Here is a 25,478-nt window from a genome sequence, read left to right as displayed (position 1 = left end):
TCATTTCGTTATTTCCCGGGGTTCATCTCCCGCTCTTCGTACGCCAGACCGTACTGCTTCAGCACGTCGTCCGGTACACCCTCCCACTGGTTGGGGACGTTGCCCACATACCCAATGTCTTTGATGCCCATCTGACTGGAATAAAAGCCCGATGCAGTCAGGTTACGCATCATGCTGAAGAAGGAAGCGCCCTGGGTCATATCCGGTTTGGCCAGTTTAGGATAGGCAATCTGGTCGACCATTTCGATCTGCTGGGCTTTGGTGCATTGCACGAACTGCTTTCCGTATCGCTTCTTGCAGGTGTTGTCGAGCCAGCGAATACCACCGCGCATGGGCGTCTGGTTGCGGGGCTGGTCCTTCATCATAAACTCGATGAACGCCGGCACACCCGACTGGGACGCGCTACCCGACCGCTCATCGGCGGGGATAATAATGTCGGACAGAACCGTAACGGTCTGCAACTCATGGGGCGTGAAGAATTTCTCACTCATGAGTTTAGCATCGCGCTCAGCCTCGAATTTCTGACGACCGCCCGGTATTTTGAGCGGCTTTACATCGGGTGGCGCGGGTACGGCGGCTTCAACGGGCCCAACGGCCAGGCCAAAACCGGTAAGGGATAGGGCTTTTAGGGAGTCTCTGCGTTTCATATTGCCGTTATATATTTTTCTTTTTGACCTGATCGATCAAATATTCACTGGTGCGCATCGAACTGGCCAGAATGGTCCAGGTTACGTTCTTGTCCCCCTGCGAGGGGAAGGCTGCCGCGTCGACAACAAAGAGGTTCTTCACGTCATGTGCCTGCTGGAACTTGTTGAGCGCCGACGACTTTGGATCGTTGCCCATGCGGGACGTCCCTACTTCGTGGATGATCTTGCCGGGTTCGGCCAGTCCATAATTACTGCTCGCGTCAGGCTTGGCACCCAGGGCAATACCACCCATCGAGTGGATGATCTCCTCGAACGTGTCCTGCATATGCTTTGCCTGGTTGACCTCGTTCTGCGACCATTTGTAGTTAAATCGCAGCACCGGAATGCCGTATTTATCGACTACGTTCGGGTCAATTTCGCAGTAGTTGCTCTCCAGGGGAACGGGCTCTCCGCGGCCTGCCATGCCTACGTAGGCACCGTAGAACCGGCGGTAGTCGTCTTTCAGAGCGGCACCATACCCACCGCCCGGCTTCATCTTGCCGTCGCGACCGGGAATCATGCCATTCATTTCTTCAACGCCCCAGCCAAAGCCATAAGCCGGCATACCCATGCCGCCCCAGTATTCGATGTGGTACCCGCGCGGGAAATCCAGCTTCTTGTTATCGAGCCACCAGGGAGTAAACACGTGCATGCCGCCAACGCCATCTTCGTTGTAGCGTTTGCGGTCCATCAGGGCCGGCACAAACGCCGACCGGCTGGCGCCCGTCGAGTCATTGATGTATTTACCAACGACTCCGCTGGTATTGGCGAGTCCGTTAGAAAAACGGCTCGATTTGGAGTTGAGCAGCAACCGTGCCGTTTCACCCGCGCTGGCCGCCAGTACAACCGTTTTACCTTTTACCGTAACTTCCTCCAGCGTGCGCGTGTCGACGTAACTAACGCCGGTAGCGAGACCCGTTGCGGCATCGGTCAGGACTTCGCGCACCATAGCCCCGTTGATGAGGGTGACGTTTCCCGTTTTCAAGGCGGGCTTCACCAGCACCGACGACGACGAAAAATCGGCGTATGCCTGACAGCCGCGACTACACTGGCTACAGTAAAAACAGGCACCCCGCTCTTCGTTGATGGGTTTGGTCAGGATCGACAGCCGTGACGGAAGAACCGGAATGCCAATCGTTTTGGCTCCCTTCCGGATCATCATTTCGTGCAAACGAGGTTTGGGTGGCGGCAGGAAGATGCCGTCCGGCTCGTTGGGGAAATTTTCTACCGAACCGAACACACCGATCAGCTTGTCGACACGGTCGTAGAACGGTTTCAGGTCGTCATAGCCGATAGGCCAGTCTACGCCAACGCCCGTCATACTTTTCCGACGGAAATCATCCGGCCCGAAACGCAGGGAAATCCGGCCCCAGTGGTTGGTACGTCCACCCAGCATGCGTGACCGGAACCAGTGAAATTCGGTACCGGGTGCGGTGGTATAAGGTTCCCCTTCAATGTCCCAGCCGCCCCATGCTGCGTCGTAATCGCCGAAAGCGCGGGTTGTGCCGGCTCCCCGACGGGGCGACTCCCAGGGCCATTTCAGTTGGGTAATGTATTTTGGATCGGCGGGGTCATAGTAGCCGCCCGCTTCCAGCAACAGGACCTTGGCCCCAGCTTTAGCCAGCGTATAAGCCGCCATGCCGCCCCCTGCCCCCGAACCGACGATGATGGCGTCGTACTGAACCGGGGCTTTTTGATAATAAAACGAATCCATACTGAAGAATAGGTTTGTAAGGTTTGATCACCAGGTCAACCGTAACCACTACAAATAAAGTAATAAACAGAGATTTATTACCCCCCGTTAGCCAGCAAGTTCATCTACCCCCCGAAGATTTACCAACCCCAACCGGCAGATTCCCTGATAAACACAAGTTGGGTACCTGATTTTGTATGCTGTTGAGTGATAAGGCATAGACCCGCAAAGACAACATATTTACTCATCATCATTTAACAGGCCCTTAGCTGAATACTACTCAGTGAATAATTTACGCCTGTCTGGTCTGTTTTTTTTCATGACCGTGCTGGTCTTTGTGGCAAACGGCGCTACGGCTGGCGGCAAAGCCGGGTGTGTTCGGACACGTCCGTTCCTGCGGCCCCTGCATACCTAATCGAACAGGTACCAGTCGACTCCAAACGCAAAGCCCCGTCGCATTTGCAGAAAATCGGGGGCCACAAAATAACCGGGGGTTTGCAGGAATCCCTGGTTGGCATGGGTTAGTTTGATAAAAAGCCGGGTCCGGTTTACGCGCAGGTTGGCGTAGACATCGGCCAGGAGGTAGCCCTCCACCTTTTGCCGGTTCTGTAGATAGAACTGCTGCGTAAGCGGCATATAGGCATCGGCAAAATAGGCCGATTTGTAGTGCAGATCGATCCCCGCCTGTATATACAGTACTTTGGCGTAGAGAAATTCATACTGGAATCGGGCGTTCAGGAAAACGGGTGGCGTTCGCAGAATATCTGTTCTCGACTGAACGGTATAGTAGGCCTGCCCTGCCAGCAGCAGTTTCCCCACACCCAGGCTGTAGCCAAGGCCGGTCCGGAACACACTGAACGAGCCTTCTGCCTGCCGCGCTACCGCGTTGGTATCGAAATACGTGTAGTTACTGAGCAGCTGGTAATCGATGCTCGGCTCGATGCGCAGTTTCCGGTAGCGGAGGTTGAGCTTGCCGAAGGCATAATTGTAGCCCCGCAGCTTGAAATTATTTCGCCAGAAGTAAATGGCACTCTGGTAGCGTTCCTGGAGAAGCGTTGGATCGACGAGCATGGCGGTATAGCCCGCTGTCAGAAATTTGCTTTCCAACTGCCCCTGCAATCGAAATCCGCCCCCTATCTGGTACTCTGCCTCGGCCGTAACGCGCGAGAGGCTGTCGGGCAGGTAATAACCCAGCCAGCCCCCGAGGAAGGTTTCGGCACGGCGGGTTTCATATTCATTAAAGCGGTTGGCAGCGGTGTTATAGCGGGTATATTGACCGTAGATACGGCTCCGCAGGTAAGCCCGGTAGTTGAAGGCCGATCCGCCCCGCTGGTAGATCCCTTTTAACCCGAACAGGTTCTCCACCAGCCGGAAGCGGGCATCCTGAAATATACGGGACGAGTCGCCCAGCGTCGTCAGGTTAGGATCGTTGGCGCGGGATGGATAAAATCCGTTGGGGAAGCCCGGTAATACCCGCTGGTTGAGACGGAGGGTATCGTCCTGATAGAAATTTTTCTGCCGCCGGTAGTCGAGCCGGTGAAAAATCTGTATCCCCTTATCCAGTACGTATTGATGGTAGACATGCCAGTCATTCCGTATTTCGCGCCCGTTCGGTCCTTTGCGGGGGGCGGTGGGCGGACCACCACCGATCAGACGGGCATCGCCATCATAATTGTACCGGATCGTCAGCGTGTCGCCCAGTTCATTGACCCGCTGCCCCGGCAACACCCCTCCCTGTTCGTCGAGACTGTGGTTCATATTGATAAAATGGACCAGCAGGGTGTATTTATCATCTTTGGAGCGGTAGTTCGTATGGCCCAGGAAGCCCCAGTTCTGCGCCAGCAGCTTGTTGGGGTCGTTGGGGCCGCTGGTACCAAACTGTTTCTGGGAGGTAAACCGCTGGACATTGAACCCGGCATTAAAGCGGGGATTGATGTTTTGCGTGAAGTCGAACCGGAGGATGTTCTGGTTTCGCCCACCCAGGGCCAGGTACATATCCGAGAAAGGGGATTTGGTATCGAAATAGCGTACGTTCATCGTCTGGTACGCATAGGGCGAAAAGGTATAATAGCCCGTTTGAGCACCCAGTTGCTGCGGTACCTGCACGAATATGGGCCGCATCGGCGTACCGAGGTTGCCCAGATCCTGGTATTGGTTCTGATTGCGCTGCACATACGTGAACCGATGAACATCATCCATCGTCGTATCGACCGTATAGCGTTTAGCCCGGTTGTTGAAAATATCCTCCTCCAGCCAGAACCGAGTCGACGTGGGGCCGTAGATGACCTTGGTCGAATCATCGATGCCGGTACCACTACCGCTGCTGGTAGCCGTTGTACTGCCCGGACGAGCCCCGAAGCCGTTTGGCATCTGGCTACCGCCCGGAAATTGCTGCGCCCACCCTGCGGTAGAAAGTAGAAGAAAAAGAAGGAGTACCCTAAAACGTCGATTCATTGGATCAAAAGTACGTCAAATCGCCGGACAGCCCGAACGAAGCCAGGCTCCGTTAACGAATTTTAAGGGTTGCTGTATCCAGAAACTGGTTGAATGCCCGATCATGCTCCCCCAGCAGGACCATCTGAACGGGCAGGAAGAACAGGGGTAGCGTAGCGCGCTCGGCAGGCGACAGCAGCGCATCGAGTTTTACCCAGTCTTTTTCGGTCGTGAGCAAACTTACCCCAGACGCTAAACCGGCCAGAAGCCGATCGAAATCGGAACGGCTATACACCCGATGGTCGGCAAAGCGGTGGTGGTGGTGCATGACAAACTGCTGCTGTACATACTGCTCCAGCGGGTCGGCATTGGCCAGACCCGATACAAGCACGACATCTGCCAGCCCCGTTACAGGCTGAAGGGTAGCAAACGCCGTTGGCTGATCATACCGGAGGCCGGCAAAGAAAACCGGGATCTGTGGCCGGGTATATTGCCGGGCTCTTTCCTCGATCAGCCGCTGGTCGGCCAGTGGCAAATCGACCGGGCATTTGGTAATAATCAGGGCATCAGCCCGTTGGGCTCCATTCCGGTTTTCCCGCAACCGACCCGCAGGAAATGGATAGTCGGTATAGAAAGGCCGGTTAAAATCCATCAGCAGTAGGTTCAGGTCCGGGGAGACCGCCCGGTGCTGAAACGCATCGTCGAGCAGAATGCGTCTGGTAGCTGGGAAACGTGCCTGGATGGCTTTGATGGCATCTGCCCGCCGTTCGCCTACGCAAACCTGTATCTGCTGACCAAACTTCCGGTATAACTGCAAAGGCTCATCCCCGATCGTAGCGGCAGTGTCGGCCGTTGAGGCTACCCGGAAACCTTTTGTGTGCCGACCGTAACCCCGGCTCAGGGTGACCGTCCCGGCAGTTGTTGATGCTTCCCGGTTTAAATGCCGTTTAATCAAATATTCAATCATAGGTGTTTTGCCCGTTCCACCGACGGTCAAATTCCCTACGCTGACCGTGAAGATATCTGGATGATATTTGGCAAACAATCCATTGTCATACAGCCAATTACGAATTTCAGTAATGAATCCGTAAATTCTACTGAGAGGCTTCAGTAACCAGGTAAAGGCGGAGTGTTTCACTAATAATTTAGTAACATTGGCTTTTATGAGCGGTCAAAAGTAGTACTTTTAGGATTGTGAACGCCCGCCATCACTCACCGGTACAATGAGTCTCAAAGCCGACTATCTAAAATACACCTTACACTTTCGCTTTGAAGCGGGTACGTCGCGCGGCACCCTCACGGAAAAAACGTCCTATCTAATCCGGCTCTCCGACGATGAAGACCCGACCATCATTGGCTACGGGGAATGTGGGCCCCTCAAAGGGCTCAGTTACGACGACCGGCCTGATTTTGAGGCCCATCTGAGTCAGTTCTGCCGTGATTTTAATGAACTCGATCTACAGCTCTTCAGCTGGAATCTGCCCATTATTTTAAACCAGGTCATTGGTCAGGAGTTTCCCAGCATCCTCTTTGGCTTCGAAACGGCCATGCTCGATTTTCTGGCGGGTGGCCGACGGGTTCTTTGGAAAACGGATTTCAGTCATGGTTTACGCCTGCTGCCCATCAATGGGCTCATCTGGATGGGTAGCCCGGCCTTCATGCGGCAGCAGATCGAAGAAAAGCTGGAAGCGGGCTTTACAACCCTCAAACTAAAGATCGGTGCCATCGATTTTGAGCAGGAATGTGAGCTGCTGGCCATGATCCGGGAGCGGTACACGCCGGAGCAGATTACGCTGCGGGTAGACGCCAACGGTGCTTTCCGGCCCGACGATGCCATGGCTAAACTCGAACGACTGGCTACCTATGGGCTGCACTCCATCGAACAACCAATCCGCGCCGGTCAGCCCGACCTGATGGCGGAGCTTTGTCGTCACTCCCCCCTGCCCATCGCCCTCGATGAAGAGTTGATCGGCCAGATGGAATACGTCCATAAGTTCCGGCTCCTCAAAAAAATACAACCGCAGTTCATTATCCTGAAACCTACTTTGCTGGGTGGTATGCGCCATTGCGATGAATGGATCGAACTGGCGGGGCGGCTTAACATCGGCTGGTGGGTAACCTCAGCCCTGGAGTCGAATATCGGCCTGAACGCCGTAGCGCAGTATACGGCCCAATTCAAAAATCTAATTCCGCAGGGCCTGGGTACCGGACAGCTTTACCAAAACAACTTCGATAGCCCGCTCACGATTCAGGATGGGCAGTTACGCTACAACCCCGCCCAACCCTGGGATCTGAGCCAACTTACAGTGAATCAGTCCGTCAGTCGGTGAGTCGGTCAGTCCGTCAGTTGGTGAGTCGGTTAGTCGGTGACGCGAAAACACTGGATGCGTCAGCCACTGACCGACTCACCAACTGACCAACTGAATTTACCATTCCACGCCTTTCCGCAGCTTTGTCAGCGTCTGAGCCTCATCGCTATTCGGTTCGGGATGGAAATCGTATAGCCAGTTCGCCTGCGGGGGCATGCTCATGAGAATAGACTCTGTGCGGCCGTTGGTTTCCAGACCGAATTTGGTACCCCGGTCCCAAACCAGGTTAAACTCCACATACCGTCCCCGACGAAGCAGCTGCCAGTTTTTTTCCCGTTCACCAAACGGCAGATCGCGGTTTTTGTGCATGAAATGAGTGTAGATCGGCGCAAAGGCATTACCTACATCCTGAACGAACGCAAACAGGTCGGCTTTGTGCGTATCAGACTCGGGTTTCAGGTAATCGAAAAAGATACCACCAATCCCCCGCGTTTCCTGGCGATGGGGAATATAGAAATAGTCGTCGGCCCACGGCTTGAATTTAGTGTGGTAAGCCGTGTCGTGGCGGTCACAGACGTTTTTGAGGTATTGATGGAACCAGTGGGCATCTTCGTCCACGACGTAGTGGGGTGTCAGGTCGATGCCGCCCCCAAACCAGTTGTGGCCGGTGCTCATCTCGAAATACCGGACGTTCATGTGGATGATAGGCACCATGGGGTTGCGCGGGTGCAGCACGATAGACACACCGGTGGCATAAAATTCGGCTGGCTCATTCAGATTAAGGGAACGCAGCGTGGCTTCTGTAGCTTCGCCGTGCACCACCGAATACCCTACTCCCCCTTTTTCGATCACGGCCCCGTTGACCATTGTCCGCGAACGCCCCCCGCCCCCACCGGGCCGTTCCCAGGCGTCCTCCCGGAAGGTTCCGACACCGTCGGCCTCTTCCAGTGCCCGACAGATCCGGTCCTGCAAACCGGCGAAGAATTCAGTAATTGTTTCTTTGGTAATTGGCTGTTGCAAACTCATATCGACCGCAAAGTTCGTAAGGATTGGGCATAGTTAGCTACCGACAACCATCATTCGGCCAGCTTCAGCGCGTACCGGACCGGTCTCGACTTATTGATCAGCAGCAGCAGACCCTGCTCAGCGAATTCGGTCAGGAGCTTCCCTGCCCGGTAAGCGGACACGTTGATCAGCTTCGCATATTTCTCGGCGGTTATATCGTCATTCCGGCGTAGGTACAGAATCAGCGTTCGGGCCACTGGCGACTTCAGCAGGGGTGCCACAGCGGTTGCGGGCGCAATGATTAGCTTACTTGTCGGCACCGATTTATCTTTGGCCCGGACATAGATGGTGCGCTTACCGGTTTCATCCATGGCGTAATGCGGCTTTTCAATACTTTCTTCTACCCTGATGATGAGCACCTTACGGCCATCGGGCGATATTGTTTCATACGATATTGAAAGGGCTGGATCGGCCAGGCGGTCGGTTGCTTCTTCGATCTTGTACATTTCGCGGCTTTCCGACGCTACCCCCGTAATGGTCCCGTTGTCGGCTACACCAATCAGAAGCGTTCCACCGGCGGTGTTGGCAAAGGCCACCAGCGTGCGGGCAATACGATGGGCAGCCGAGATCGAACGTTTGAACTCCAGCCGGGTACTTTCACCCTGTGCAATCAGGTCATCGAGTTGGTTACGGGTCATGAATGGATAACAAAAATGCCGACAAATTGTCCGCCCGGCCCGGGTTGTTTTGAGGAGACGGAACACGCTGCGGTTAAATTATGACCTGAATCCGTACCAGCCAAATGCAGGACTATCCGTTGGTATCCGATAGCACTGGCGAAGATGCCTGGAGCCCTGCCAACGATCGGGCACAAGGCAAGCCGGATTGATGGGTTAACGACTTAACGATGAAATTATTAACTCAGCACTAACCATCCATCGACAAGTATGCCAGCGAAACAACGAATAATCTACTTAAACATATGGTTTTACTTCAACCAAGTGGATACGTTCGTGGCGCGGGGTGGTCAGGCTGAGCACCGAAACATAGACGCTGAAGAGCAAGATCTTGCTTTTCTTATCAACATGTTCGGGTAGAAAAAAACCCCTGAAATCAATCTGATTTCGGGGGTTTCGGAATTTTGTGGAGACGGAGAGATTCGAACTCTCGTCCAGTCAAGGAACCCGTCGTGCCTTCTACATGCTTAGCCGCGATTGGGATTGTCGGGAATCGGGCAGGCTCGCGGCAGGCCAACCCTCATCCGTATGTGCTTGTGTCTCACTCAGCCGTTAACACCATAAACTGAGCCAGCGCTGCGAGTCGATGCCTCCTGATCCAGCCAGCAGCACGTAGGCCGGGGAGACAATGGCTATTGCTTAATCCTCCGGATTAGGCAGCCATGGCGTAGTTATATTCGCCAGTTATTGTTTTGACGATTTGTTTGGGCGGGAAATACCGTCAACTCCCGGCATGCTTACACGCGACCTCTGCAAGCTGTCAATTCCGGTCGTCCCCAGAACGACGCCAGTACAAGCGCGTATACCCTGAACTCATTGCCGCTCACTTTAGTTCGACGTTCACAGTGGTTCCTGATGGGTTGGGTCGTATCATTCAGTGAAACCAATTCGTTTAGAATTAGTTACCCCCCTATTCCTTTACTCTTTTTTTTCAGTGTCATGCCCCTACTACGATGACGCTTACTCCATTTGAAACCAATCTCTACCAGCAACTGACGCCTTTTTTCGGTCGGCATCAGTATGTGTTGCTGCCAGAACGCAAACAATATCGAAAATTGACCGACGCCGGCTTTCAGAACGTGATTCTGTCGCCCGCTTTCTACGGCGACGAGACGATGCTGGAAGTGAACTTCGGGGCGCGCAATGAACAGGTTGAGCAAATCGCCCAGCAATTCCTGAACAACGTGACCGATTACCGGCCCGATGCCAATACCCTCATCCTGTCTATCGGTAAGTTCAACGGTCTCCAGTATTTTCGCTACAAGATCCATTCGGAGAGCGAGTTGGCCGATACCTGCGACCATATCGAGGATTTTTTCACCAACAGGGGATTCGATTTTTTGCAAACGGCCTCTTTACTGCCAACCCTCGACCGACTGCTGAACGAGCATCCCGGTCTGCCCAGCCTGTATGTGTACAACCAGACGCATCGGTGCTATAAAGGCCTGATTGTGGCCCGGCTGAACCACAACCCCCTGTTCGATACGCTGATCGACACTTACCGCCAGTTGCTTGTTCAACAATCCCAGAATCCATACGAACAGCTTCACTTCGAGCGGCTGATCTCCTACCTGCAACACTATTCGCCGAACTGATAGTTGGGAGTTTGTCGCCCGCAGCGGATTGGCTTACCTCATCCCTTTATAAAGTGGGCAATTTCGGCTGCCAGACCGGCGGTGAGTGGCCCGCCGGGTTCATTATAGGACGTTATGGCTTCCTGCATAGAGTCGGTCCTGACATCCTTAAGGCCATGACTCATCGCTTCGAATAGTTTGATCCTGGCACTGGGCCGGGCGGCTTTCAATAGTTCGGCATCCTTCACCGACACCTGAACATCGCGCATTCCCTGGATGATCAACACCGGTATGGTCAGTAGCTTAAGTTGAGCCGCCGGATTGTACTTCATCCACGAAATAAGGTAGGGCTGCACGCTGGGGCGAAACAACTGCCTGACCGGTGCATAAGGGGTTGGCAGCTTCCTCAGGGTATGACCCCCTTTCAACGAGTCCAGCGCCCGAAAAACTTCCTGTTTCGACTCATCGGGCAGTTGCTTCCCTACCTGTGTCTTCAGTTTTTCGCAGATGTCATCCCCCGGTCCGGCCAGCGACACGAATACGTCGGCTTTGGCCTGCCGGGCGGCTACCATGCCAATCAACGACCCCTCGCTATGGCCAACGATCCCAACGTTGGAGAATCGTTTGTCATTGCGCAGTTGCTTTATCCAGCCAACGGCATCCTCGATATAAGTGTCGAACGTCAAACTAGCCTCGTTCATATTCAGTAACTTACTGGTACCAACGCCCCGTTTGTCATACCGCAGGACCGCGACGCCAGCCTTACTCAGACTATCGGCCAGCAATTTATACGAATTGGCTTTTACGCTGCCCATCTGACCCGCCGGAATGGGGTTGTTGCCATCCCGATCGGTGGCGCCGGACCCGGCAATCAGTAAGAGTACCGGCACCCGCCCCGTTGCCCCATCAGGCAGCGTTAAGGTGCCATTAAGATTGAGGTCAGCGGTTTTAAGCTGCACCATTTCCTGCGTTTGCGCCAGCCCGGCCACGCTGATCAGCGATACCAGGAAAGTAAGCATGGGTAGACGGATCATGGTTGGAAGATCATTTACCGCGTTAAAGTAACATCGTTTCTGTTAACGGAAGGAAAAAATCGGCCGGGGTCCGGCCATGGCGTTTATTTTCTTTCCTCCAGTCTAAAAATCCGGTCCGGAACGACGGCGAAATAACCGGATGCATAGAGAACGAGCCCCGTAAGTGGTTGGCCCCCGAACCACCATTTCGGCAACTGAGCTGCCGGGAATACCCATTGACTCCCGGTCGATCGCAATCTATTTGTCCATTTTAGTCGGGTTTTATCTGTTCCTATCAACGCATTTGAGAACTTTGGGGTTGATTTGGCATCGCAGCCCGATGCGCCGTCCCGACTCTATGAACGATTCTCACCTTTCCGATCCGTTGACTGACCGCATTCGCCAACGCATCGACAACAAAACCAAACCCCTCGGCGCGCTGGGCCACCTGGAGGAACTGGCCCTGCAAATTGCCCTGATCCAGCAAACAGAAACTCCGATCCTGAGCAACCCCCATGTGATCGTGTTTGCCGGTGACCACGGGCTGGCGGCCGAAGGGATAAGTGCCTACCCGGCCTCGGTAACCTACAGTATGGTCAACAATTTCATTGCCGGTGGTGCAGCGATCAATATCTTCTGCCGGCAGAACGGACTTCAGCTACTGGTCTGTGATGTGGGGGTAGCTGGTACGTTTTCGGCAACGTCCGATACCTTCGTCAAGTACAAAATCCGGCCCGGCACGCGCAACATGCGGCAGGAGCCAGCCATGACGGCCGACGAGTGCGAAGCAGCCCTGGATGCCGGAAAAACGCTGGTTAACGGTGTTAAGTACCGCGATTGCAACATCGTCGGCTTTGGCGAAATGGGTATTGGAAACACCTCGCCGGCCGCGCTGCTCATGCACCGGATGACGGGCCTGCCGCTGACCCAGTGCGTGGGTCGGGGTACAGGGCTGGATGATGCGGGGCTGGCCCGTAAACTGAGCATTTTAGAGGAAATAGCCGACCGGTATGCGCACCTGACCGAGCCAATGGCCGTGCTGGCGGCCATGGGTGGCCTGGAAATTGCCGCTATCGTGGGCGGTATGCTTCAGGCGGCCGAACAGGGTATGGTTATTCTCGTCGATGGGTTCATTGCCACATCGGCCCTGCTGGTTGCCAGGGCCCTGAACCCGGCGGTGCTGACCCATGCCATCTTTTGCCACCAGTCTGCCGAAACGGGTCACCAGCAGATGCTGAAGGCCCTTCAGGTTAAACCTTTACTTCAACTGGACCTGCGATTGGGCGAAGGAACGGGCTGCGCACTGGCCTACCCGCTTGTTCAGGCAGCGGTTGCCATGTTGAACGATATGGCAACGATGGATAGTCTTCAGTAAGCATTCAGGCCGACCACTCACCTCTCCCCGTTTATATGCGTCTTTTCTTTACGGCACTCATGTTTTACACCCGCCTGCCGGTGCCGAAACACATCGATCACTCGCCCGATGCGCTCAACCGATCGACCCTGTTCTTTCCGCTCATCGGCTGGATCATTGGCGGCATTGGCATCGGCACTTACTGGCTGGCCACGGTTCTCTTCCCGCCCACTTACCTACCTATCCTGTTCAGCATGGTGGCTACCGTCTGGGCCACCGGCGCTTTTCATGAAGATGGGTTTGCCGATGTCTGTGATGGATTCGGGGGGGGCTGGAACAAGACGCAGATCCTGACCATTATGAAAGATAGCCGACTGGGCACGTATGGCACCATAGGCCTCGGCCTGCTGCTGGCGGTGAAGTTCTTCGCGCTCCAGTCGATGCTGACTGCCGAAGCTTTCGGCTGGGCGGTAGCCCTGAAGTATATCTCAGCGCATAGTCTGAGTCGGCTGACAGCCGCAACGGTCATTCGGGCGCTTCCCTACGCCCGCGAAGATCTCGACGCCAAAGCGAAACCGATTGCCCAGGGCATCACAGCGGGGCAGTTGGGCCTTGCTGCCATACTGGGTCTGTTACCGCTGCTGGCTCTGGTTGGGTATACGGGATTATGGATTTATCTAACCTTTCTGATTCCGCTGGCGTTAGTTCGGTGGCGGCTTATTGGTTTCTTCAGCAAGTGGCTCGGTGGATACACCGGCGACTGCCTTGGCGCTACCCAACAACTCACCGAAGTGATCGTTTATCTATCGTTTGTATCCCTGTTATGGGTATCTGTTTAAATGGACATTTATCTTATCCGCCATACCGAAGTAGCTGTTGGCCGCAGTCTGGCCTACGGGCAGTCGAATGTTGACCTGGCAGACAATTACGAAGAACAGCGCGACAAACTGACGCTGCACCTGCCCGAAGACCCATCGGCTATTTTTTCATCGCCCCTGAATCGTTGCCGCCAACTGACTGAAGACCTGGCGGTTGCGCTCGATACGGGCAGTCGGATTGAAACGGCACCAGGACAGACGACCGTCGTCGATTCGCACCGCCCCGCCGTGCAGTTCGACGACCGGCTAAAGGAATTTCACTTCGGCGATTGGGAGATGATGCCCTGGACCGACATCGGCCGCGATGTCCTGGACCCCTGGATGGCCGATTTTGTGCATGTTTCAACCCCTAACGGCGAAAACTTTCAGGACGTCTTTGACCGGGTTGGTGCCTTCTGGCGTGAAAAAATTATTCCCCTGTCCGAACAAGCGCCGGGTCAACCTGTGTTCATTGTTTCACACGGTGGAGTAATTCGTGCTTTGCTGTGTTTATTTCTGGATTTATCTTTGCATAACGCTTACCGGATTAACCTCGATTATGGTGCTGTTACCAAATTGACCCTGACAGGTTCTTCCTATACAATTCAATATATCAACCGCTGACCACCTGATGAAGTCGCTCCCGATTCGTTTGATCACCCTGACCACCATCGTCCTCGCTACGGCGCTGTTTCGTTTGGTGCCTCACTGGCCCAACTTCACGCCTATTGCAGCCCTGGCTTTGTTTGGTGCAGCTATGTTCGAGCGGAAGTGGCTGGGCCTGGTAGCTCCCCTGGCAGCTATGCTGCTGAGCGATGCGCTGATTGGGTTTCATAGCAGTATGACTGCCGTTTACCTGAGTTTTGGCCTTACATGGCTGCTGGGCGTCTGGGCAATTCGTCGTACGGCCCGGCAGAAAGTGAGCGCTGGTCGTATCGCTGCGGCTTCTGTGGCGTCCTCAATCCTGTTTTTTCTGGTTACCAATTTCGCCGTCTGGTACGGTAGCTCATTCTACCCACAAACGATGTCGGGTCTGGTAGGCTGCTATGTGGCTGGACTGGCTTTCTACAACGGTACGTCGTTCTTCCTGAACGGGCTGGCAGGCGACCTGTTCTTCAGCGCCCTGCTGTTTGGCGGCTACTACCTGCTGCAAATGCGTTTTGGCGAATTGAAGCCTGTCCGGGTGCGGAACAACAACTAGTTCCGTATCGAGACCTGTTGCACGAATAAGGACAGGGCGATTGGTCAGAAGAGCAACCCTACGAGCAACCCGCCCAAGATCAGGGCGTAGGGCGGGGTTCGGGTGTAAAGCATCAACCCGATGGTTACCAGCACCACCACGACGGAGGGCCAGTGCGGAATCATGGGCTGAAACAATATAATGGCGGCTGCGGCTGTCAGTCCGGTGCTGGCCGCGTTCACTCCCTCCAGCGAGGCCCGCACGACCCGGTATCGTTTGAGTTGTTCCCAGAATCGGTATACGAAGAAGATCAGGAATGTACCGGGCAGAAAAATGCCGGCCGTCGACACAAAACTACCCCAAAACTGCCCGCTAATGCCCTCGTGCCGCATCGATAGCGCCCCGATGTAGGAGGCAAACGCAAAGACCGGTCCCGGCACCGCCTGCACCAGACCCAGCCCAGACAGAAATTCCTCCCGGCTGAGGTAGTGCTTGAAGGCAACAAATTCGTTGTAAAGCATTGGCGTCAGCACCTGCCCCCCGCCAAATACCAGACTCCCATTTCTGTAGAAGTTTTCGAATAGACGTACAGGAAGCGATTGGGTCAGCGCTCCCAGACCGGCAGCGGCCACAAAAACCCCTAACCACAGAAAAAAGTTGGCCCATTGCACCCGTAACGGTTTTTTGTCCATCCGCTCCTGCTTCTCGTAGGTGAGCGCCGTGGTGAGACCGCCAACGAGGATCACGATGGGTGTCATTACCGGCGATCGGAACACGTAGGCAACCAGTGTGGCTGTCAGGGCCAGCGCCAGACTGACCTTGTTCTTTATCACTTTCTGCCCAATCCGATACCCCGCCACGACCAGAAATCCGACCGCCATTGGCTGAATGAACCGGGTAAAATGGATCGACAGGTTTTGTTGCTCCAGGTAGTACATGCCCATCCCGGCGGCTGTCATAATGGAGACACCGGGGAGTATCCAGATAAGCAGGGTGATATAGGCGAGGTTGGGGCCACCAATTTTAAAACCAACGGCCGTAATGGTTTGTGTGGAGGTTGGCCCGGGCAATACCTGCCCCAGGGCATTGAGCTCCATCAATTCGCTTTCGGTGATGTATCGGCGCTTTACCACAAACCGATCATAAAGCATGGCCAGATGTACCTGCGGCCCGCCAAACGTAGTCAACGCCAGGATCAGCACATCTTTCAAAAAGATGACGTACCGGATTCGACGAACGGGTTGAATATGAGGAAGGCTTGGGCGCATCATACGGAAAAAGTCATTCCCTGCCCCGGTCTATCATGACCGGTCGTACTGATACAGGCTACTCCGGGACAGGGAATGACAAGCATTAAGCTGACTAACTATTCTTTCTTGAGTCCCAGCTCCATGAGCCGTTCGTTCAGAAAGTCGCCGGCAGTCATGTCGACGTATAGTTTAGGGTGTTGCTGATCGACGCAGGTATCGAGACAGCTCAAGTTCATATCGGCACGGGGGTGCATGAAGAACGGAATTGAGTAGCGCGACTGATTCATTTTTTCGCGGGGCGGATTCACAACCTGATGAATGGTCGATTTCAGTTTGTGATTTGTTAGTCGGTCGAGCATATCGCCTACGTTCACAATCACCTGATCGGGCAACGCCGTGATACCAATCCATTTACCATCACGCCGGAGCACTTCCAGCCCATCGGCCGATGCGCCCATCAACAGCGTAATGAGGTTGATATCACCGTGGGCAGCCGCCCGCACCGCACCGTCGGGCGTAGTGTCGGGGTCGAGTGGAAAATAGTGAAGGGCCCGCAGGATGCTGTCGCCCTGCTGGACTTTATCGTCAAAATAGGTTTCTGGCAACTCCAGATACAGCGCAATAGCCCGTAGCAACATCTTGCCCGCACCCTCCAGGGTCCGATACGCCGTAAGGGCGGCATCGCCAAACTCAGGGTACTCGGTGGGCAGCACATTGGCAGGCATATCGCCTGCGGGTTCGGGCTGACCGATGTGATAAAACTCTTTCAGATCGGCAACCTTGAATCCTTTCGCGGTTTCCTTACCCTTGCCGATGTAGCCCCGCTGTCCGTTCAGCTCAGGGTGCTCATACTGTTGTTTAACCGCATCGGGAGCCGAGAAAAAGGCCTGAGCCGAGTCGTATAAGCGCTTGGTCAAGTCATCGGTGAGGCCGTGGTTACGAATGGCGACAAAACCAATCTGGTTGAAAGCCCGGCCCAGATCCTGAACAAAACGGGCTTTCCGATCGGCATCACCCGATGTAAAATCAGCTAAATTCAACGAGGGAATCTCGTCGTATAACTCTTGGGGTTGCATAGACTAAACTGTTTTTACAAAAGTACAAAAGTTTGTCTAATGGCAGGGCGGGCAGACAAACCCATGTTCGTCAACCTGCCTGCCTTAGGTGTCGGTTTACCAATACCAATAATTATCAATGGTACGAACATTCCTATTTCGCGTCAGTTACGCATAGAAAGCAGGCGGAAAAGAGGGAATAGAGTTTAGTGAAATTTCTGTACCTTACCCATCTAATGTAAGCCCAGCTGACGAATAACGCATCTAACCCCCGCGCGCCAATGCCCGTATTTACCCTCGGAATCGAAGAAGAATTTCAAACCATTGACCCAACTACGGGTGAGTTGCGCTCCCACATGTCGAAGATCGTTGAAGGCGGCAAAATCATCCTTCAGGAACGTGTAAAAGCCGAAATGCACCAGGCCGTTGTTGAAGTTGGTACCGATATCTGCCAGAATATTCAGGATGCCCGCAATGAGGTGACCTACCTGAGAAAGATGATTATCGAGCTTGCCGACGCCCAGAACCTGAAGATTGCTGCCGCCGGTACTCACCCCTTCTCCGACTGGCAGCAGCAGTTGATTACTCCCAACGAGCGCTACGACCAACTCATCGATGAACTCCGCGATGTGGCGCGCTCGAACCTGATCTTTGGCCTCCATGTCCATGTGGGCATCGAAAGCCGGAACGAGGGCATTCAGATTATGAACGCTGTCCGGTATTTCCTGCCCCATATTTATGCACTCTCGACAAACTCGCCGTTCTGGCGCGGCCGCAACACGGGTTTTAAGTCATACCGTTCCAAGGTTTTCGATAAGTTTCCCCGTACGGGTATACCCGATTACTTTTCCTCGGCAGCCGAGTACGACGAATACCTAGCGCTGCTGGTAAAAACCGGCTGTATCGACAATGGCAAAAAGATATGGTGGGACATTCGTCTTCATCCGTTCTTCGACACCATCGAGTTCCGCATCTGTGATGTGCCGATGCGCGTTGACGAAACCATCTGTCTGGCGGCCATTATGCAGGCACTGGTAGCCAAAATCTATAAACTCCACAGGCAGAATCTCAACTTCCGGCCCTACCGGCGTATTCTGATCAACGAAAACAAGTGGCGGGCCGCCCGCTACGGCATAGAAGGCAAACTCATCGACTTCGGAAAGCAGGAAGAGGTGCCCACCCATCATCTGATCCACGAATTATTGAATTTTATCGACGACGTAGTCGACGAACTGGGTAGCCGTTCTGAATGTGAATATGTCTTGAAAATCCTGGAAATGGGTACTGGTGCCGATCGGCAACTCGCCGTTTTCCAACAGCACAATGACCTTAAACGGGTGGTGGATTACATCGTGGAAGAAACTTCTTTCGGAATCAGGTAGTTGAGTATAGAGCGGCTGCAAAGCCGCTATTTTCGTATCAATCGGTGCGGTGCACCGACCGCTCTTTATTCATCATGGGTTTACTTAAAATTGCCGTTCTCGACATGAATAACAACCAGGCCAATGAAGGCATGCGTTGTATCTTACAGGCCATTCGGAACGTACAGGGAAAGGAGGCTGCTCAACTGGCCTTCGACGTGTTCAATGTTCGGGGCAATACCGAAATCCCGGACCTGTCCTACGATATCTATATCTCATCCGGTGGACCGGGTAGCCCGCTGGCATCTGACGAGCCCTGGGAACGGCCTTACTTCCAGTTGATCGACCAGCTTTTCGACTGGAACCGCCGGAACGACCGCAAAAAATTCGTTTTCCTCATCTGTCACTCGTTTCAACTGGTCGTACGGCATCTGGAGCTTGGCACACTCAGTAAACGTCGCTCCACGTCATTCGGCATTTTCCCAATGCATAAAGTTGGTGAGGGGTATGTAGACTCACTGCTGGCAGGCTTACCCGAACCGTTTTACGCGGTCGATTCGCGCGATTACCAGGTCACAACCCCCGATAAGCAACGGCTGGATAGCCTTGGCGCGTCGGTGCTATGTCTTGAAAAATCCCGCCCTCATGTCCCCCTGGACCGGGCTGTGATGGCTATTCGCTTTTCGGACGAGGTCGTAGGGACCCAGTTTCACCCCGAAGCGGATAACGAAGGCATGCTGCGTTACTTTCTGAGTGACGAAAAACGCAGTCAGGTCATCCGGAACTTCGGCCAGCAGAAATATGATGAGATGGTTAACTATTTACAGGACCCGGATAAAATCGCGCTGACCGAATCGGTTATTCTACCGGGCTTTCTTCGCCAGGTGATCCAGGGACAGCGTAGCCCTTCCCACATACTGGAGCAGCTGGTTGCCAGTGAACAACTTTTTGAACAGGAACAGCCTTAAGTCATCCAGGCGCACTGGCGATCCTTTCTGTTTATTTTGATACCTCGTTGATCAAACATGATTAAGCCCTTACGTCAAGCCTATAATGAAGCCTTCAGCCAGGAACAGTACCAGGCATTTCTGAACAAGATCGATCAGGATTACCCCGATCAGCTGGACTTCCGTGTAGCCGAAACGCCCGTATTTATCTCTAAAGTGCTAACAGATAAGCTTCTGTCGGCCTGTAACGATATTGTTTCAGTCATTACCCGGGATGATTTCAAAGCGCAGGCAGAACGGGCTATTCCGTCCGAACAGTGGGTACCCAATGAGCGGGACGATGAACACGCGCAATTCATCGCCATTGATTTCGCCATTTGCCGTGAGGAGTCCGATGATTCATCGCCGGGCGAGCTTACCCCTCAATTAATAGAGCTACAGGGCTTTCCATCACTTTACGGTTTCCAGCCTTACCTGGCGACTCAGTTTCGTCAGTTTTTCCCCATTCCTGATACTCTCTCCCATCTGTTCAATGTAGCCGACAATACGGAATACATCGAAACGCTGCGGCAAATGATCATTGGCGACTGTAATCCCGAGGAAGTTATCCTGCTGGAGATTTATCCGGAACGCCAGAAAACCCGCGTCGACTTTGCCCTAACGGAAGCCTATATAGGTGTGTCGCCAGTCTGCATTACCCGCATCCGGAAAGATGGTCGGCAGATATTCTATGAAAAGGACGGACGGCAGATTCCTATCAAACGTATTTATAACCGGCTGATATTTGATGACTTGCAGAATTTCCCCGATCTGCAAACAGACTTCCACCTCACCGACGATGTGGATGTGGAATGGATAGGGCACCCCAACTGGTTCTTCCGCATCAGTAAGTACACGCTGCCCCTGTTGAAGAGCCCCTATGTACCAGCCAGCTATTACCTGTCGGACCTCAAGGAATACCCAGTCGACCTCGACAATTACGTTCTCAAACCCTTGTTCTCCTTTGCGGGCAGCGGAGTAAAGCTGCACATCACAGCCGCCGATCTTGACGCCATCCCGGTCGACCAGCGCAATGGCTACCTTATTCAGCGCAAGGTTCGGTATGAGCCCGTAGTTCAGGCACCCGACGGTCTGATCAAGTGCGAAATACGCATGCTGTTCATCTGGCCTGAACATGACCCGAAACCCACCCTCGTAACCAACCTCTGCCGGTTGAGCCGGGGTGAAATGATTGGCGTTCGGTTCAATAAAGATTTTGACTGGGTGGGTGGTACCGTCTGTTTTTTCGAACAATAAATTCCTGTGGTTCAACCACGTCTGCATATGGGCAGTAGAGCACAGGCTCCTGAATGCCGATGTACGATCTGGTTGGCCGTTTTCCCATCGTTTATCTCATGGAAACACAATCCGTTTCATCCATTGAAAAAGCCGTTTTTGATCTTACCGGTAAAGTCGCCGTTATAACGGGTGCCAGTAAAGGTATTGGCGAAGACATTGCCCGGCTGTTTGCCCGTTTTGGCGCGAAGGTCATTGTCAGCAGCCGCCGACAGGAAGCACTCGACCAGCTGGCCAATGAAATAAAAGAGCAGGGCGGGGAAGCTACCGGCATTGCGGCCCATACCGGCGATATGGAGCAACTGGAACAACTGGTTAACAAAACCATCGACGTATACGGCGGCATCGATATTCTGGTCAACAATGCAGCCACTAACCCCGTATATGGTCCCTCGCTCGACTGCGATGCACTGGCCTTCGACAAGATCATGGGCATAAACGTCAAGTCGCCATTTGAGTTGAGCAAACTCTGTTATCCCAGCATGAAATCACGGGGCGGTGGCAGTATCATCATGATGAGCAGTATAGCGGGTCATACGCCTGATCCCGGTTTGGGTATTTATAGTGTGAGCAAAGCCAGTATAAACATGCTCACCAAAGTACTGGCCAAAGAATGGGGACCCGACGGCATCCGGGTCAACGCTATTTGCCCTGGTTTGATTAAAACCAAGTTTAGCCAGGCGCTGTGGCAGGACGACAAAACACTGGCTCATTTCACCAAACGACTGCCAATTGCCCGCATGGGTACGACTGATGAGATCAGTCCGCTGGCTTTATTTCTGGCTTCGGATGCGTCGTCCTATAGTACAGGAAGTCTGTTCTATGCCGATGGAGGAACGGTTATCTAACCTCACGCGTATGGAATCCACGAACAAACCCGAAGTGTGGTTGCGCGGTCCTCTTCCCGACGTCCCGGCCTTACTCCAGCCCGTTGCCCATGCGCTGATGCAGGCTCGTGAAGAAGTGACCAGCCTGCTGCAAGGCTTTCCCGATGACCTGCTATGGAAGCAACCATTGCCAGTTGCTTCCGTTGGCTTTCACCTTCAGCATCTGAGCGGTGTGCTCGACCGTCTCTTTACTTACGCGTGGTCAATGGCCCTTTCTGACAGGCAGTTAGCTGATTTGAAACAGGAAGGTAAGCCATCACCGAATGACCCACTTTCGACGGAACAATTAGTGACCCGGTTCAGTGTGCAAGTGGAAACGGCCCTGGCTCAGCTTCGCACAACAGACGATCAGACGCTGACAGCGGTCAGGCTGGTTGGACGGGCACAGATACCCTCGACCGTCATAGGTTTACTGGTTCACGCGGCAGAACACACCATGCGGCATGTAGGCCAGTTGATCGTAACAGTAAAGTTGGTTACTGCCAGCGCCCATGATTAGTTCCGAATCAGTATTTTATAGAATACCTAACCGGCCCCCATCTACAACAAGAGTCGTGCCATTGATGTAGCGGGCTTCGTCAGAGGCCAGGTAGCAAATAGCCGATGCTATATCAGCCGGTTGGCCAATAGCCCCTTCAATTTTTTCTTCTCCACTTTTCACGTTTGGATTTTCCCAAAGCATTGGTGTATCGATAGCCCCCGGCGCGACGCAGTTAATGCGCACTTTAGCCATATCATACTCTAGCGCCACCCCCCGCGAGAAAGCCTCCATACCGCCTTTGCTGGATGCATAAGGAATCACATTGGCCGTACTCTGGAAAGCGTGTACAGAACTTACATTGACAATTGCCCCTCCGTTCATGTGGGGGATCGTGAATTTGCAGAACAGAAATACGGCCCGCAAGTTAACCGCTAACACCTGATCCCAGTCCTCAACGGCCAGGTCGACAATAGGCGTAAACGTCATCATGGCTGCGTTGTTGACCATTACGTCAACTCGACCCCAGGTATCTAACGCCTGCCTTACGGCCGCTTCTACCGCCTTCGCATCCGCCACATCGACGTCGGCAAACTGGGCGTCACCCCCTTTACCTTTAATGGTGTCGACAACTTCTTTGCCGCGCTCTTCGTCTCTCCCAACCACCAGCACCTTCCCCCCTTCTTCGCCCATCCGCTCGGCAGTAGCCCGCCCAATTCCCGACGTAGCGCCGGTTACAATACACACTTTATCCTTAAATCGCATAGTTCAGGTTGTTTACAGACTAACCAACTATGCGAATGAACTGTTTTTGGGGGAGTCAACAATAGGGAAGCATGAAAAAGCCGTGGGTGGCTGGCACAAAGCGAATTCGCTTCGTGCCAGCCACCCACGGCTTTTTCATGCTTCCCTATTGTACTGCCAGAATCTTGAATTCGGTTCGGCGGTTTCTCTGGTGCTGCCGTTCAGAGCAGCTAACGCCATCGGCACAACCATTCAAAATTTCAGTTTCGCCAAGGCCTCGGGCCAGCAGGCGGTCGGGCTGAATACCCCGCGAAACCAGGTAACCCATGGCAGCGCGGGCGCGGTTCTCCGACAGGCGAATATTGTAGGTATCGGTAGCGCGGGCGTCGGTATGCGACCGGAGTTCGATCTGCATTTTGGGGTACTCGTTCAAGAGTTCGACGACGCGGTCCAGTTCACGGGCCGCATCCGGCCGGATGAAGAACTTATTCAGATCATAGTAGATATTTTCCAGCTCGAATACGTCACCAACACCATACAGACTCAGCGAGTCGGTTACGGGCTTGTTGGTCCGTTTGGTCTTATTGAATTGCGCCTTTTTGGTAGCGTACTGATCTTTCTGGGCAGTTATCGTATAAGGCGCATTGGCTTTTGTGCTGAACTCATACCCGCCGTCTGGCCCCGTTACCACCGTCTGCTCCGACTTATCTTTTTCATTGCGTAAGGTCACCTTCACCCCGGTTGCGGGCAACTGGTTAACCTCCGTCTTTACAATGCCTTTTAAAAGGGTGTTTTCCGTTCGTTCGAGATAAATCGAGACGTTCATCACTGACTTAGGCGATTGGGTGAGCGTCGAGAATCGGATGCTGTTCATGGCAAATCCTTCCTTGATCGCTTTGAATTCGTACTCGGTGTTAGCATCTACACACAGTTCGGTCTGGCCGGACAGGTTTGTCAGTTTCAGCTCCTGATTGGCACCATTACGCAGGATTCGCACATCGGCATTTTCGAGGGGCGTGCTCGTCTTAGCGTCGTAAACGAAGATATTCAGTTGTTTGCAAATCCGCCGGAACGCGTAAATATCATCGTCGCTAACCCCTTTTTTACGGTTACTGCTGAAATAACCGTTCGTACGGCTTCGATCCGTTATAAATCCGAAGTCGTCTTTCTCCGAGTTGATCGGGGCACCCGTATTCTGAACGCCCCGGTACGCTACGCCATCCCGCAATTCAGCAAAAAACACGTCCAGGCCGCCCAATCCTTCATGTCCATCCGAGGAAAAATACAAATTGCCACCTTCATCGATGAATGGAAACATTTCGTTTCCTTCGGTATTGATTTCCTTGCCCATATTAACGGGCGTCCCCCATTCACCTCCCCGGTACTCTACCACATAAATATCGGTGCCCCCATATCCACCAGGCATATCGGAGACAAAATACAGCTGTGAATCATCGGGGGAGAAGGCTGGGTGACCTACAGAATAGTCGCTATTATTGAACGGTAACTCTTTAACATCAACCCATTTTCCGCTAACGTTCGCCGACGAGTATAATTTTAATTTCCTGATTCCGTCTGAGCTTTTCCCTGATTTACCCTTGCTGGAGTTGTTCCGGGTAAAAACGATAAAGTTCTGATCTCGTGTGAAGGTCATGGGTCCCTCATGGTACTTGGTATTCAGCGTCCGGCTGAACACTTCAGCTTTCGAAAGTGGCTGCGTCCCGGCAGCTGCGTCAGCGGGCACTACTTCGTCGGCCCCGCCCCCACCAAGGATAGCGGCTGATGCTGGTACGACCAACTCACCCCCCGGAATACGCAGCTGGGCGGTGTCAGGATGAAAATACAGATCCAGAAATGGCGTCTGATTCCAGTTGAAAACACGTTTAATGACTCCGCTTTCGTCACGAGCCGATACGAACACCAATCCACCTTTATAGTACATCGGGCTAAAATCGGCTTGCCTGGAGTTGAGCGGTAAGCTTTGCACCTGAAACGAAGACGAATCCTGGTAGAAACGGCTCATGTCCATGTAGGAAACAGTGAACCGACGGCCTCTTAGATCTTTGGACTGTTTCTCACCGTATTGGCTATATAGTTTTTGAGATTCGCGGTACTTGCCGTTGGCCGCCAGTGACTGAGCATAATACAGATACACTTCACTTTCCAGGTCGGAGTAGTCTTTCACTAACTCACCATAAATTCGTTCGGCATTCCGGGTGTCCTGCAACTTTCGGTAACTATAACCCAGTTTAAGCAAGGCATCCCGCGTATCGGCAGGATCTTTCTTTTTATCCACACGCAGAAACTCTTCATATCCCCGCACAGCATTTGCATAGCTAAGATCATCAAACTGCTTGTTAGCCGCTCGCAATCGCGCATTTTGGGCCTGAAGAGTCAGGCTCCATAATGCCATTCCAGCTATGAGTAACACACGGATAATTCGATTCATGGTGCTAAGGAAAGTTGTTGACATTAGCCTGTCAGAAGTAGTATCAAATTAAATGCCAAACTTCCTATAATAGCTACATTGCCTAATCGTGCTTATGAGTAAGTACATGTAACCACTTACCCGATGTTTGT

The 25,478-nt window shown here is 53.3% G+C and carries 23 protein-coding genes and 1 other RNA gene; 12 read left to right on the top strand and 12 right to left on the bottom strand.

Annotation, left to right across the window (positions count from 1 at the left end; translation table 11 throughout):
- Positions 1-8 precede the first annotated feature (8 nt).
- Both FH603_RS01290 and FH603_RS01285 read right to left on the bottom strand, forming a co-directional pair.
- Positions 9-647 carry a gluconate 2-dehydrogenase subunit 3 family protein gene (locus FH603_RS01290; protein ID WP_186735230.1) on the bottom strand — a complete coding sequence of 213 codons (639 nt, stop codon included), beginning with the start codon at positions 645-647 and terminating at the stop codon, positions 9-11.
- Between the two features lie 7 nt (positions 648-654).
- Positions 655-2,400 carry a GMC oxidoreductase gene (locus FH603_RS01285; protein WP_186735228.1) on the bottom strand — a complete coding sequence of 582 codons (1,746 nt, stop codon included), beginning with the start codon at positions 2,398-2,400 and terminating at the stop codon, positions 655-657.
- 262 nt (positions 2,401-2,662) lie between these two features.
- Between FH603_RS01285 and FH603_RS28885 the strand changes: the two genes are divergently transcribed.
- Positions 2,663-2,794, top strand: a complete 132-nt coding sequence (locus FH603_RS28885) for a hypothetical protein (RefSeq protein WP_262891241.1) — start codon at positions 2,663-2,665, stop codon at positions 2,792-2,794.
- On the opposite strand, the gene FH603_RS01280 is transcribed toward FH603_RS28885, so the two are convergent.
- Together FH603_RS01280 and lpxK are read right to left on the bottom strand one after the other, a co-directional pair.
- The gene (locus FH603_RS01280; protein ID WP_186735226.1) at positions 2,791-4,833 is read right to left on the bottom strand and encodes a putative porin; all 2,043 of its coding nucleotides are present in this window, start codon (positions 4,831-4,833) and stop codon (positions 2,791-2,793) included. The genes FH603_RS28885 and FH603_RS01280 overlap by 4 nt on opposite strands.
- A gap of 52 nt (positions 4,834-4,885) precedes the next feature.
- On the bottom strand, positions 4,886-5,950 hold the full coding sequence (gene lpxK, locus FH603_RS01275; protein WP_186735224.1) for a tetraacyldisaccharide 4'-kinase: 1,065 nt from the start codon (positions 5,948-5,950) through the stop codon (positions 4,886-4,888).
- Positions 5,951-6,035: 85 nt separating this feature from the next.
- Between lpxK and FH603_RS01270 the strand changes: the two genes are divergently transcribed.
- On the top strand, positions 6,036-7,142 hold the full coding sequence (locus FH603_RS01270; RefSeq protein ID WP_186735222.1) for an o-succinylbenzoate synthase: 1,107 nt from the start codon (positions 6,036-6,038) through the stop codon (positions 7,140-7,142).
- 96 nt (positions 7,143-7,238) lie between these two features.
- Here the strand turns inward: FH603_RS01270 and hemF are convergent, their stop codons facing one another.
- From hemF to ssrA, 3 genes are all read right to left on the bottom strand, one after another.
- On the bottom strand, positions 7,239-8,147 hold the full coding sequence (gene hemF, locus FH603_RS01265) for an oxygen-dependent coproporphyrinogen oxidase (protein WP_186735220.1): 909 nt from the start codon (positions 8,145-8,147) through the stop codon (positions 7,239-7,241).
- 50 nt (positions 8,148-8,197) lie between these two features.
- Entirely contained in the window at positions 8,198-8,824 is a 627-nt protein-coding gene (locus FH603_RS01260) for an AlbA family DNA-binding domain-containing protein (protein WP_186735218.1), read from the bottom strand.
- Between the two features lie 443 nt (positions 8,825-9,267).
- Positions 9,268-9,641: a transfer-messenger RNA gene (ssrA, locus tag FH603_RS01255) on the bottom strand.
- 175 nt (positions 9,642-9,816) lie between these two features.
- Here ssrA and FH603_RS01250 point away from each other — a divergent pair.
- Positions 9,817-10,458, top strand: coding sequence for a hypothetical protein (locus tag FH603_RS01250; protein ID WP_186735216.1), 642 nt, complete (start codon positions 9,817-9,819; stop codon positions 10,456-10,458).
- A 38-nt stretch (positions 10,459-10,496) separates the two neighbouring features.
- Here the strand turns inward: FH603_RS01250 and FH603_RS01245 are convergent, their stop codons facing one another.
- Positions 10,497-11,471 carry an alpha/beta hydrolase family protein gene (locus tag FH603_RS01245; protein WP_186735214.1) on the bottom strand — a complete coding sequence of 325 codons (975 nt, stop codon included), beginning with the start codon at positions 11,469-11,471 and terminating at the stop codon, positions 10,497-10,499.
- Positions 11,472-11,808: 337 nt separating this feature from the next.
- Between FH603_RS01245 and cobT the strand changes: the two genes are divergently transcribed.
- Genes cobT through FH603_RS01225 form a run of 4 tightly spaced genes read left to right on the top strand, consistent with a single transcriptional unit; the run spans position 11,809 to position 14,862 of the window.
- Positions 11,809-12,825, top strand: coding sequence for a nicotinate-nucleotide--dimethylbenzimidazole phosphoribosyltransferase (gene cobT / locus FH603_RS01240; RefSeq protein ID WP_208492994.1), 1,017 nt, complete (start codon positions 11,809-11,811; stop codon positions 12,823-12,825).
- Positions 12,826-12,860: 35 nt separating this feature from the next.
- Complete coding sequence (locus FH603_RS01235) at positions 12,861-13,643, top strand: adenosylcobinamide-GDP ribazoletransferase (RefSeq protein WP_186735210.1); 783 nt, start codon at positions 12,861-12,863, stop codon at positions 13,641-13,643.
- Complete coding sequence (locus FH603_RS01230) at positions 13,644-14,285, top strand: histidine phosphatase family protein (RefSeq protein ID WP_186735208.1); 642 nt, start codon at positions 13,644-13,646, stop codon at positions 14,283-14,285.
- A 7-nt stretch (positions 14,286-14,292) separates the two neighbouring features.
- Positions 14,293-14,862 carry a DUF6580 family putative transport protein gene (locus FH603_RS01225; protein WP_186735206.1) on the top strand — a complete coding sequence of 190 codons (570 nt, stop codon included), beginning with the start codon at positions 14,293-14,295 and terminating at the stop codon, positions 14,860-14,862.
- A 44-nt stretch (positions 14,863-14,906) separates the two neighbouring features.
- Here FH603_RS01225 and chrA read toward each other — a convergent pair whose 3' ends face one another.
- Together chrA and FH603_RS01215 are read right to left on the bottom strand one after the other, a co-directional pair.
- Positions 14,907-16,109 carry a chromate efflux transporter gene (gene chrA, locus FH603_RS01220; protein WP_186735281.1) on the bottom strand — a complete coding sequence of 401 codons (1,203 nt, stop codon included), beginning with the start codon at positions 16,107-16,109 and terminating at the stop codon, positions 14,907-14,909.
- Between the two features lie 98 nt (positions 16,110-16,207).
- Positions 16,208-17,167 carry an isopenicillin N synthase family dioxygenase gene (locus tag FH603_RS01215; RefSeq protein WP_186735204.1) on the bottom strand — a complete coding sequence of 320 codons (960 nt, stop codon included), beginning with the start codon at positions 17,165-17,167 and terminating at the stop codon, positions 16,208-16,210.
- 260 nt (positions 17,168-17,427) lie between these two features.
- Here FH603_RS01215 and FH603_RS01210 point away from each other — a divergent pair, with 260 nt between their 5' ends.
- The 5 genes from FH603_RS01210 to FH603_RS01190 all read left to right on the top strand — a co-directional run bounded on the left by FH603_RS01210 (position 17,428) and on the right by FH603_RS01190 (position 22,175).
- A complete protein-coding gene (locus FH603_RS01210) occupies positions 17,428-18,528 on the top strand; it encodes a carboxylate-amine ligase (protein WP_186735202.1) in 1,101 nt (366 codons plus the stop codon).
- Positions 18,529-18,602: 74 nt separating this feature from the next.
- Entirely contained in the window at positions 18,603-19,475 is an 873-nt protein-coding gene (locus tag FH603_RS01205; protein ID WP_186735200.1) for a type 1 glutamine amidotransferase, read from the top strand.
- A 57-nt stretch (positions 19,476-19,532) separates the two neighbouring features.
- A complete protein-coding gene (locus tag FH603_RS01200; protein WP_186735198.1) occupies positions 19,533-20,750 on the top strand; it encodes a hypothetical protein in 1,218 nt (405 codons plus the stop codon).
- Between the two features lie 98 nt (positions 20,751-20,848).
- On the top strand, positions 20,849-21,637 hold the full coding sequence (locus tag FH603_RS01195; protein ID WP_186735196.1) for an SDR family NAD(P)-dependent oxidoreductase: 789 nt from the start codon (positions 20,849-20,851) through the stop codon (positions 21,635-21,637).
- A 10-nt stretch (positions 21,638-21,647) separates the two neighbouring features.
- Positions 21,648-22,175 carry a DinB family protein gene (locus tag FH603_RS01190; RefSeq protein WP_186735194.1) on the top strand — a complete coding sequence of 176 codons (528 nt, stop codon included), beginning with the start codon at positions 21,648-21,650 and terminating at the stop codon, positions 22,173-22,175.
- A 15-nt stretch (positions 22,176-22,190) separates the two neighbouring features.
- Here FH603_RS01190 and FH603_RS01185 read toward each other — a convergent pair whose 3' ends face one another.
- Together FH603_RS01185 and FH603_RS01180 are read right to left on the bottom strand one after the other, a co-directional pair.
- Complete coding sequence (locus FH603_RS01185) at positions 22,191-22,919, bottom strand: SDR family NAD(P)-dependent oxidoreductase (RefSeq protein WP_186735192.1); 729 nt, start codon at positions 22,917-22,919, stop codon at positions 22,191-22,193.
- A 145-nt stretch (positions 22,920-23,064) separates the two neighbouring features.
- Complete coding sequence (locus tag FH603_RS01180; RefSeq protein ID WP_186735190.1) at positions 23,065-25,347, bottom strand: OmpA family protein; 2,283 nt, start codon at positions 25,345-25,347, stop codon at positions 23,065-23,067.
- Positions 25,348-25,478 lie beyond the last annotated feature (131 nt).

The sequence above is a fragment of the Spirosoma utsteinense genome (genome assembly GCF_014282275.1).
GTDB classification, from domain to species: Bacteria; Bacteroidota; Bacteroidia; order Cytophagales; family Spirosomataceae; genus Spirosoma; species Spirosoma utsteinense.
This window is presented reverse-complemented; position numbering and strand designations above follow the sequence as displayed.

Bases quoted from the DNA above. Each gene is read 5' to 3' on its own strand.
- FH603_RS01290 (WP_186735230.1), bottom strand. From the start codon at position 647: ATGAAACGCAGAGACTCCCTAAAAGCCCTATCCCTTACCGGTTTTGGC.
- FH603_RS01285 (WP_186735228.1), bottom strand. From the start codon at position 2,400: ATGGATTCGTTTTATTATCAAAAAGCCCCGGTTCAGTACGACGCCATC.
- FH603_RS01280 (WP_186735226.1), bottom strand. From the start codon at position 4,833: ATGAATCGACGTTTTAGGGTACTCCTTCTTTTTCTTCTACTTTCTACC.
- FH603_RS01270 (WP_186735222.1), top strand. From the start codon at position 6,036: ATGAGTCTCAAAGCCGACTATCTAAAATACACCTTACACTTTCGCTTT.
- hemF (WP_186735220.1), bottom strand. From the start codon at position 8,147: ATGAGTTTGCAACAGCCAATTACCAAAGAAACAATTACTGAATTCTTC.
- FH603_RS01260 (WP_186735218.1), bottom strand. From the start codon at position 8,824: ATGACCCGTAACCAACTCGATGACCTGATTGCACAGGGTGAAAGTACC.
- FH603_RS01250 (WP_186735216.1), top strand. From the start codon at position 9,817: ATGACGCTTACTCCATTTGAAACCAATCTCTACCAGCAACTGACGCCT.
- FH603_RS01245 (WP_186735214.1), bottom strand. From the start codon at position 11,471: ATGATCCGTCTACCCATGCTTACTTTCCTGGTATCGCTGATCAGCGTG.
- cobT (WP_208492994.1), top strand. From the start codon at position 11,809: ATGAACGATTCTCACCTTTCCGATCCGTTGACTGACCGCATTCGCCAA.
- FH603_RS01235 (WP_186735210.1), top strand. From the start codon at position 12,861: ATGCGTCTTTTCTTTACGGCACTCATGTTTTACACCCGCCTGCCGGTG.
- FH603_RS01230 (WP_186735208.1), top strand. From the start codon at position 13,644: ATGGACATTTATCTTATCCGCCATACCGAAGTAGCTGTTGGCCGCAGT.
- FH603_RS01225 (WP_186735206.1), top strand. From the start codon at position 14,293: ATGAAGTCGCTCCCGATTCGTTTGATCACCCTGACCACCATCGTCCTC.
- chrA (WP_186735281.1), bottom strand. From the start codon at position 16,109: ATGCGCCCAAGCCTTCCTCATATTCAACCCGTTCGTCGAATCCGGTAC.
- FH603_RS01215 (WP_186735204.1), bottom strand. From the start codon at position 17,167: ATGCAACCCCAAGAGTTATACGACGAGATTCCCTCGTTGAATTTAGCT.
- FH603_RS01210 (WP_186735202.1), top strand. From the start codon at position 17,428: ATGCCCGTATTTACCCTCGGAATCGAAGAAGAATTTCAAACCATTGAC.
- FH603_RS01205 (WP_186735200.1), top strand. From the start codon at position 18,603: ATGGGTTTACTTAAAATTGCCGTTCTCGACATGAATAACAACCAGGCC.
- FH603_RS01200 (WP_186735198.1), top strand. From the start codon at position 19,533: ATGATTAAGCCCTTACGTCAAGCCTATAATGAAGCCTTCAGCCAGGAA.
- FH603_RS01195 (WP_186735196.1), top strand. From the start codon at position 20,849: ATGGAAACACAATCCGTTTCATCCATTGAAAAAGCCGTTTTTGATCTT.
- FH603_RS01190 (WP_186735194.1), top strand. From the start codon at position 21,648: ATGGAATCCACGAACAAACCCGAAGTGTGGTTGCGCGGTCCTCTTCCC.
- FH603_RS01185 (WP_186735192.1), bottom strand. From the start codon at position 22,919: ATGCGATTTAAGGATAAAGTGTGTATTGTAACCGGCGCTACGTCGGGA.
- FH603_RS01180 (WP_186735190.1), bottom strand. From the start codon at position 25,347: ATGAATCGAATTATCCGTGTGTTACTCATAGCTGGAATGGCATTATGG.